General features: G+C 60.2%; 7 protein-coding genes. 4 read left to right on the top strand and 3 right to left on the bottom strand.

The genetic code is table 11. The features are described from left to right. The coding region (locus E4P00_RS16090) for a hypothetical protein (RefSeq protein ID WP_248132121.1) at positions 1-196 on the top strand (196 nt) is incomplete at its 5' end. 98 nt (positions 197-294) lie between these two features. Here E4P00_RS16090 and E4P00_RS16085 read toward each other — a convergent pair. Beyond that, a complete protein-coding gene (locus E4P00_RS16085; protein ID WP_248132119.1) occupies positions 295-1,956 on the bottom strand; it encodes a M24 family metallopeptidase in 1,662 nt (553 codons plus the stop codon). 78 nt (positions 1,957-2,034) lie between these two features. Here E4P00_RS16085 and E4P00_RS16080 point away from each other — a divergent pair, with 78 nt between their 5' ends. The 3 genes from E4P00_RS16080 to E4P00_RS16070 all read left to right on the top strand — a co-directional run bounded on the left by E4P00_RS16080 (position 2,035) and on the right by E4P00_RS16070 (position 6,405). Then, positions 2,035-3,525, top strand: coding sequence for a PLP-dependent aminotransferase family protein (locus E4P00_RS16080; RefSeq protein ID WP_248132116.1), 1,491 nt, complete (start codon positions 2,035-2,037; stop codon positions 3,523-3,525). A gap of 113 nt (positions 3,526-3,638) precedes the next feature. Beyond that, complete coding sequence (locus E4P00_RS16075) at positions 3,639-5,819, top strand: hypothetical protein (protein WP_248132114.1); 2,181 nt, start codon at positions 3,639-3,641, stop codon at positions 5,817-5,819. Beyond that, positions 5,806-6,405, top strand: a complete 600-nt coding sequence (locus E4P00_RS16070) for an FAD-dependent oxidoreductase (protein ID WP_248132112.1) — start codon at positions 5,806-5,808, stop codon at positions 6,403-6,405. The genes E4P00_RS16075 and E4P00_RS16070 overlap by 14 nt, the downstream gene beginning before the upstream one ends. 501 nt (positions 6,406-6,906) lie before the next feature. Here E4P00_RS16070 and E4P00_RS16065 read toward each other — a convergent pair. Together E4P00_RS16065 and E4P00_RS16060 are read right to left on the bottom strand one after the other, a co-directional pair. After that, positions 6,907-7,194 (bottom strand): hypothetical protein, encoded by a 288-nt coding sequence (locus E4P00_RS16065; RefSeq protein ID WP_005786654.1) that lies wholly within the window; start codon positions 7,192-7,194, stop codon positions 6,907-6,909. 48 nt (positions 7,195-7,242) lie between these two features. After that, positions 7,243-8,346, bottom strand: a complete 1,104-nt coding sequence (locus E4P00_RS16060; protein WP_078820751.1) for a polyamine ABC transporter substrate-binding protein — start codon at positions 8,344-8,346, stop codon at positions 7,243-7,245. Positions 8,347-8,378 lie beyond the last annotated feature (32 nt).

The raw sequence follows: 8,378 nt of genomic DNA, 5'->3' as shown, positions 1-8,378 counted from the left end.
CGCTGAAGCTCGACAACTCCCACAGGGGATCGGCAGTGCTGGGTTGATCTCGTTTGGCAGCACCATCGCGCCAAGCACAACTCCTGACAACAACACCGCCCAAATGTGGGAGCTGTCGAGCCCCGGCGAGGCTGCGATGGCGGCGGCACAGGCAACATTTTCATCGCCTGAACCACCGCTTTCGCAGCCTCGCTGAAGCTCGACAACTCCCACAGGGGATCGGCAGTGCTGGGTTGATCTCGGTTGGCAGGGCTATCGCGACAAGCACAATTCTCGGCAGCAATGGCAGGCTCTTCAGGCTTGCAACATCAGCATGTCTTCAAAGAACCCACCCACTGGCTCAGTGGGATGGCACAACTGGATCTCCAGCACCCAGGCCATTTCGCTCGGTGGGATCTCCAGGTCAGCCAACTCCTTGCTTTCGAACAAGGCATGGGGGAAATCCGCAAGGCGATGCCCCGCCAGATTGCGTGCCAGCCTCCAGCCTTTCGACACGGCGCTCTGTTCGGCGAAGTCGTAGAGCTCGCGCCCGGTCAGCCCACGCAGCCACGCTTGGCGGGTCTCATCGAACACCTCATGCAACGCAGTCCTGCACGCCAGATGCAGCGGCAACTCACCGAAGATGAACGTGTCGCCGTAGTCGCCTTCATAGCCGTCCCATACCGGCCCCAGGTCGACCACGACGATATCGCTGGCGCGCAGTTTGCGCTGACGATCAACACCTTCGCGGGAGGGCCGGATGGTGTCGGGGCCAAAGCGAATGTAAGTCGGGTGCCAGGTGTGCGAGGCGCCCATGGCCGTGAGTTGCTGGGCGGCCATCTCGAGGGCTTCGCTGGTGGTCATGCCGACCGTCAACCGGCTGGCGATGGCCGCCAGGGCGCGTATGGATTTTTCTCGCGCCGCCAACATCCCGTCCAGGGAATAGCGCGGGCCGACTTTTTCCCAGATCGGGTCGAACGACAGCGACACCGCTTGCGCGCTTGACCGGCCACTGGCGACAAACGCCTCCGCGACAAACCGATGGCTCGGCAACCCCGCCTCGACGCAATGGGCACGCACCTGGCTAAGCATGGGGCCGTTACCACACGCATAGACCTGGGTCGCCTCCCAATGATGCCCGTGGCTCAATGCAACCTCCTGCACCCGCCCCTCGGATGATCGCACCGAATGCCAGCGAAAACGGGGGTGCTCAAGCATCGATTCATCCAGAAAGGCGCCGTCATAAAAGTCGGTTGACTGCGCGCCGCCCCAATACAACGTCACCTCGACATTGCGTTTGAGCGCGGTCAACAGGATCGGCTTGATGCCCGCGTAACCGGTACCCGTGGCAAACAGCACGACGGGCGCTGCGTCATCGTCCTGCCAGGTGCAGGCGCCAAACGGTCCTTCCAATTGCATCCGCGCGCCCACGGCCAAGCCATCCAGTACGCCCTCGGAAAAGTACCCGCCGCGCACCCGACGAATCTGGAAGACCAAACGCCCCTCGTCCTCTGTTGGCAGGTTGGCAACCGAGAAGCAACGCGTGTCGCCGTCTGCCAGGTGGAACTTGAGGTATTGGCCAGCTCGCACCTTCAACGGTGTATCGGGCTTGAGCATCAACTCAATGACATCAGGCCCGAGCGCGCGCTTGCCAATAACCTGAGCGCCAACGACCAACGCAGGTGTGTCCAGGGACCAGCCGGGAATCTCCAGGCGCATGTCGGTGCAGGCATGGCTCTGGCAAAGCAACATTTCATTGGCGGCCAGGGGGTAACACGGCGCCGGCGCATCCGGCGCCAGGCGCTTGGCCCGGTACTCACCTGCGGCGACCACCACCTTGCAGGAGCCGCACGCGCCGCGGCGGCACGAGAACGGCACGGCCAGGCCGCTGGCAAGCATGGCGTCGAGCAACAGTTCGTCGCCGGTCTCAAAAGTTTTTCCCGAGGGAGACAGTTCAATGACATGGCGTGTGTTCATAAAGACCTCGGGGTAAGTGAGGCCTGGATTGTTACGCTAGACTAGGACCATTAAAACCTCCAGTTTTGGATACTTCAGATGGTCCAGTTGCGTAAATGGCGCCCCCTGCTCAAGCTTGACGACGACACCCGCCAGGCGTCCTATCGCAAGATTGCCGAAGGCTTGGTCACCGCGATTGTCGAAGGGCGCCTGCCGCCTGGGACGTTGCTGCCGGGCACACGGGAAATGGCACAAATGCTCGACGTCAACCGCAAGACGGTGATCCTGGCCTATGAAGAAGCGATGACCAAAGGCTGGCTGATCAGCGAGCCGCGCCGCGGCACATTCGTCAATGCGCAACTGGCGCCAAAGCCCTTGCCCTGTGCGGTGCAACCGTCTTTCGCCCCACTGCTGCTGGACCAGCAGCTGGTACCGTATTTCACCCATAACGCCCAGGTGGTCGCGCTTCAGCATCGGCACAGTGCGCTGTTCTTCGACAATGGCACCAGCGACCACCGCTTGCTGCCCCAGGCCGTGTTGCATCGCTACTATCGCCATGCGCTGCGTAACAGCTTCGCCTCCAACACGGTGCGCTACGGCAGTGAGGGCACCGGCTATCAGTTGCGCTGCGCCCTGGCCGAGATGCTGCGCAATAACCGCGGGCTGACAGTGACTGCCGAAAATATTTGCCTGACCCAAGGCACGCAGATGTCCCTGTACCTGAGCGCCAGCCTGCTGATCAAGCCTGGCGACGTGGTACTGGTGGAGCGTTTGAGCTACCCGCCGGCGTGGGAAATTTTCCGCAAGCTCGGCGCGCAGTTGGTCACGGTCGACATCGACGATGAAGGTTGCCGCACCGACCAGGTCGAGCGCTTATGCCGCGAGCACACGGTGCGCCTGATCTACCTCACGCCCCACCACCAATTTCCCACCACCGTGAGCCTGCATGCCGCACGTCGACAACACTTGCTGGCATTGGCCGCGCAACATGACTTTTGCGTGATCGAAGAAGACTACGACCACGAATATCACTTCAGCGGCCGCCCTTACCTGCCGCTGGCCAGTGACCGCGGCCAGCGCCATGTGATCTATATCGGCTCGTTATCCAAGGTGCTGGGCTCGACGTTTCGTTGCAGTTACATCGTGGCCCCCACGCAAGTGATTGAAGCCCTGCAGCGCAATGCCGCACTGATGCTGGGCGATGCCGATGCGGTCGCACAGACCATGCTGGCGGACTTGATCAATCACGGTGAGTTGAAAAAACACCTGCGCCGCGTTTCGAAGGAATACAGGGCGCGCCGCACCGTGCTGCGCGACTGCCTGGACCAGGCATTCGGTGAGCGCATACAGATACGCGAGCCCGAAGGTGGCTTGGCGCTCTGGGTGCGTTTCGAGGATAGCCTGGACGTGGATCGCTTGGTGCACACCGCCTTGGAGCATGGGCTGGTGGTACGCAGCGGTCGTCAGTTTTCACCCAGCGACCAAGCGGAAAACGCACTGCGCCTGGGCTTTGCCTCCCTGGACAGGGATGAGATCCATCACGCAACACAACGGCTGGCGCAGGCTATGAAAGCGATGGATAGGCGCTGAACGCGTGATGGCCCGGTGCAACGGCTCCTTTCCCGCTTACCTAGCCGTTCGGTCAGTTACCGCGCCGCCCCCTTTAACGTACCCTGGCCTCTGAACCTGTCGGAGCACTCGGGATGTCGCTGATCAATGCTGTCGAACGCGCCTGCACACGCCTGGCTCCCACCGGCTGGCGTGATCTGTTGCTGCACCATGGCTTGGACATAACCTCGACAACCCTGCGCGATGAACTCGCCAAACCCCTGCTCATCGATCGTACCCAGCCCGGCTTTGAGGACTTTTCGGCCGATGGCGTACGTGGCGTCGAGCCTGGGCACCCGGCCGCCAGCCTGCTGTTTCATGCATTCGCCTCGCCGAATGTGAACCTCGGAATCAACGGCAGTGCACTCACAGCCTTCCCTACCCCTGCTGAAACCGAACACATCCTTAATTATGTCTACGGTGCCAATCCTCCCAGCATGGAGGTTTTGCGGCTGGCCGCCGGTGATGCAGAGCTGGCGATTGCCGTGTTTGCCTATGAATACCGCCCCTGCCCCGAGACCGTGCATGGGCGCCAGGCCGACCTGTGCTTTTCCCGCACCGGAATCGCCCGGGTCGGTACGGCGCCAGCGCTGTATGACCCGCAACGCAGGGGCTTTTTGCCCTTTGTCGAGGACCAGCCCAATCAAATGCGCGTTATCCCGGCGCGCTACGGCGCGTTCATAGCGGCACGGCATGTGGGTCAGCCCGAGCGGTTCGGCCCGATGAATGCTCAATCCATCGACCATGATCTTGAGTTCTGGGTGCCCTTGCATAAGGTATTCGATGGCGATGAGTGCGTGGCGGGTATGGACCTGAGCGTTCAGTTGGTCAATCACCAGGTCAATGAAAAGATCGGTCAAATCCACAGACGCTTTCGCAATACCGGTTGGCAAGAGCCTGACATTCTCAACGCACCGTTCGTCATTACCGAGGGGTTATGTCATTGGGCGGATATCGATGGCTTTGCACCAGGCTTGCTGGTGCCCAACGCCAAGGAGCGGCTGGTGCAGCTGGCTCACTACCAAGGTCGACCGTTGTCCTTCATGATGCCCCCAGGCACCGGCGGCCTGGTGCATGGGCGCCATCATGTGCGTGACGACGGCTCGATTGAAGACCTGAATCAACGTGAGGATGTCGATGCCATCGTCAAGGCCGGAGGCTACCGAGCCTTACACTATCAGGACGCAATGGCCGATGGCTGGGTGCGCGCACTCTGTCCAGCACTGGAACTGCAGAGCATCGCCGCCTATTCGATTATCGGAGCACCGGATTTTTACCCGTTGTGTGGACAACGGGAACTCAAGCAATGGTCCAGCGACCCGCAGGTTTTTCCTTGTCCTACCCCACCCTGTCCGCAGGTATGGCACACGCGAGTCAACCCACTGTCCGATGTGCGGTTTTTCATCAATCAATCGCTCAGGGGCGGTTATTTTTCCGCTGAAGACCGCGGCGCCACTGCGATCGTCTCACACCCCCAAACGTCCACGACTCCAAGCCCCGGACATCCGGCGGCCTATGCCCAGCGACAATCCTGCCTGCCGGATTTCGCCAGCGGCGTCTTCGGGCCTGGCTGGGAAGTCGGCCGTGGTTTGGTAGATGCCCCATTCACCAATATGCTGTGTGGCTATCAGTTAGCCAGCCCGTTCACGGAAGATGCACGCATCTGTGCTGCGCTGGGTTCGTACTGGCCAGGGGTGGCGCCTGATTCAACCCGTACGTTCGAACCACGCAATGTCTCTGCTACGGTCATCCCGCTGACTGACAACGAAATCGGCCTGCTAGACCAGCCTGCCTGGGATGGGCGTAGCGGCCCCTCACTGATCGAACTGGAGGGGCGCACGCTGGTTCAATACCAGGCTTATGAATACGGCGACTACACCCAGGCCGCGCTGGATGGCCGGATCTCACTGGCCGCGACCGGGCAGACCAGCACCAGGCAGTACCATCAGCGTGTCCTGGGCATGCGCCGCGCCTATCAAGCAGTCGGTGCGGGCTCAGACAGCGAGCAACGAAAACGCTGGCCGCTGCTGTCGTTTTTTCAGGTGCAATTACCGGACGAAGCTTTCGACGTCGCACAGCAAGAGGCCGGTTTGCGACTGGAAGGCGAGGTGGCGTACTACAGGCTTTACAAACACGGCGCGATCAGCACCCCAGCGCATGACTTCAAACTTCGTCATGTGGAAATAGAGCAAGAGATCGAACTGTATATGAGCCAGGACGCGCTGCTTATCCGCCGGGACGGGGAGCCCTGGCGACACCTCGATGAGTCACTTTGACGTCGTTGTTGTCGGCGGCGGCCCGGCTGGCTGCGCTGCAGCAATCCACTGCGCACAGCGAGGGCTACGGGTAGTCCTGCTGGAGAAGACCAGTTTTCCCAGACACCGGCCGGGAGAAACACTGCACCCTGGCGTTGAGCCGCTGCTGCGCCAACTGGGGATCCCCCCCCAGAACTGCCACCGCCACACGGGCCATTGGGTTCACTGGGATGGCCCGCCTCGTTTCCAGGCATTCAGCGCAAGTGGCGACGAGCAATGGAGGGGCTTCCAGATTCCGCGAGCGTTACTCGACCAGCAATTACTTGAACAGGCACGCAATCTGGGCGTGCAGATCGTTCATCTCAGACATCCGAGCCGGGTATTGCTGGAGCAAGGTCGTGTTCAAGGCGTCCAGGCGCAAGCAGCACAATGGACCGGGCAATTTGTAGTAGATGCCACTGGGCATCACGCCTGGCTGCAACGCCAATTGAAAATACCCTTGCGCCGTTTTTCACCGCGGTTGGTCGCACGTTACGGCTACTGCGAAGACAGCAACCTGCCGGATGAAAAACTCGGGCTGTTTGCCCACTCAGACGGCTGGCACTAGATTGCCCGTATCAGCCCAACCTGCCTGCACTGGACCCAACTGGCGTTTGCTCAAGACGTGCCGCACCGCCTGATACCCAAGGCATTGGAGCCACTGAGGATGATCGGCCGGATTCGCGGAGCAGATGTCTCGTGGCGACTGTGCCGCACGACAGCCGGGAGCGGTTATTTTCTAGTCGGTGACGCCGCTGCGACGCTGGACCCGTGCGCCTCTCACGGCGTGATCAAGGCATTGATATCCGGCATGCAGGCGGCCTCGGCGATTATCGATTGTCGGTCCTGGCCGGCTGGCGAAATGACAGTGCAAGCGGCTTATCAGGCTTGGGTAAAAAAAACCGTCGAGCGAGACGTGCTCGCCCTACGTCGCTTCTATCGAGCCCACCCTTATCCACCTGGCTGGCTATGAGACGACCAACGAGCCCCAGCGCCGTAGCCAGTGCAATATGCCTTACATGGATATCCTGCGATCAAGCTTTGCTTTGCATAGGCGCTGCGCAGGGCGTTATCCACGATGCCTGCGCAACAAAGGCCAGTTGGACGCGAGTGCTCCGGGCTCATAGTCTCGCCCCCTGACCCGTACCAGGTCGGGGAATTCAAGCAACAATGCGCGATTCCCCCTGCCGATGTGCTCCATCACCGCCAGGGTGATGTTTTCTCGCACCATGCCCGTCGAGACGTAATACATGGCCCAGGCTTGTTCCGGCGTGCAGAGGCCGATCTGCTCTTCAATCTCTTTGTACGCTTTGTAGTCGTCTGACTCCAAATAGCACTGATCACCGCCTTGGCGCATGCTGTTGCCCTCCCCGGCCCCTGGGTCAAACGCCCAATAGGCCTACACTCACGTACCGCTCTTGACCTTGGTCCAGACCCGGGTACGAATACGCTCCGCCTTCAACGGCAACGGCTCAAGCGGAACCAGCGTGGCCATGGTCTTTTTATCGGGATAAATCCACGGGTTATCGCGCAACTTCTGCTCGACGAACTGCGTGGCATCTTTATTGGCGTTGGGATAGAGCATGTAGTTGGAAGTCTTGGCAATCACCGGGGGGCGCAGCATGTAATTAATGAACTCCAGCGCAGCCTTGGGGTGCCGAGCGTCTTTGAGCAGTACCCAGTTTTCAGACCAGACCAATGCGCCTTCTCGAGGCAGGCTGTAGGCAATCTTGCGTCCGCTGTTGGATTTTTCATTGATCGCCTGCGCAGCCAGCGCACCATTGGCCCAGCCTACAACTGCGCAAATATTGCCGTCAGCCAAATCGGTGTCGATTCGCGAGGAATCGAAATAGAGCACGTAGGGACGGATTTTCAGCAGCAGGGCCTGGGCCTTCTGGTAATCCTCAGGGTTGGTACTGTTGCTGGGCAGCCCCAGGTAGTGCAAGGCGATCGAAATGATTTCGCTGGGCGAGTCGAGCATGGCCACGCCACAGGCCTTGAGCTTGCTGATATTTTCTTCTTTGAAGATCAGATCCCAGCTGTCCACCGGGGCGTTATCACCCAGGGCGGCCTTGACCTTGTCCACATCGTAGCCAATGCCGGTGGTGCCCCAGACGTAGGGTACGGCGTAGCGATTACCAGGGTCATTGACCGCCAACAGAGACAGGATATCGGGATCGATATGCGACAGATTACTCAGTTGCGAGCGGTCCAGCTCTTGCAACACCCCCGCCTTGATCAGGCCGGGCAGCACATTGGAAGTAGCCACGACCAGGTCATAACCGGTGCGCCCGGCCATGACTTTGCTCTGCATGGTTTCGGCGCTGTCGAAGGCATCCATATGCAGCTTGATGCCGCTTTCCTGCTGGAACTCCTTCGGGGTTTGCGGCTCGAGAAACCCGAACCAGTTATACAGATACACCGAAGATTGCGCGGCGCTGGCCGGCGTGCTGATGGCGGCGCCAAGCAGCGAGGCTAAAAAAATAGCTCGCAAGTGTGATCGACTCATATGACTATCCCTGTTACCCGAAGCGCCTTCAT

It is taken from the genome of Pseudomonas sp. B329 (assembly GCF_023127835.1).
Lineage (GTDB): Bacteria > Pseudomonadota > Gammaproteobacteria > Pseudomonadales > Pseudomonadaceae > Aquipseudomonas > Aquipseudomonas synxantha_A.
This window is presented reverse-complemented; position numbering and strand designations above follow the sequence as displayed.

Excerpts from the sequence above, each read along its gene's own strand:
- E4P00_RS16070 (WP_248132112.1), top strand. The coding sequence starts at position 5,806 with ATGAGTCACTTTGACGTCGTTGTTGTCGGCGGCGGCCCGGCTGGCTGC.
- E4P00_RS16065 (WP_005786654.1), bottom strand. The coding sequence starts at position 7,194 with ATGCGCCAAGGCGGTGATCAGTGCTATTTGGAGTCAGACGACTACAAA.
- E4P00_RS16080 (WP_248132116.1), top strand. The coding sequence starts at position 2,035 with ATGGTCCAGTTGCGTAAATGGCGCCCCCTGCTCAAGCTTGACGACGAC.
- E4P00_RS16085 (WP_248132119.1), bottom strand. The coding sequence starts at position 1,956 with ATGAACACACGCCATGTCATTGAACTGTCTCCCTCGGGAAAAACTTTT.
- E4P00_RS16075 (WP_248132114.1), top strand. The coding sequence starts at position 3,639 with ATGTCGCTGATCAATGCTGTCGAACGCGCCTGCACACGCCTGGCTCCC.
- E4P00_RS16060 (WP_078820751.1), bottom strand. The coding sequence starts at position 8,346 with ATGAGTCGATCACACTTGCGAGCTATTTTTTTAGCCTCGCTGCTTGGC.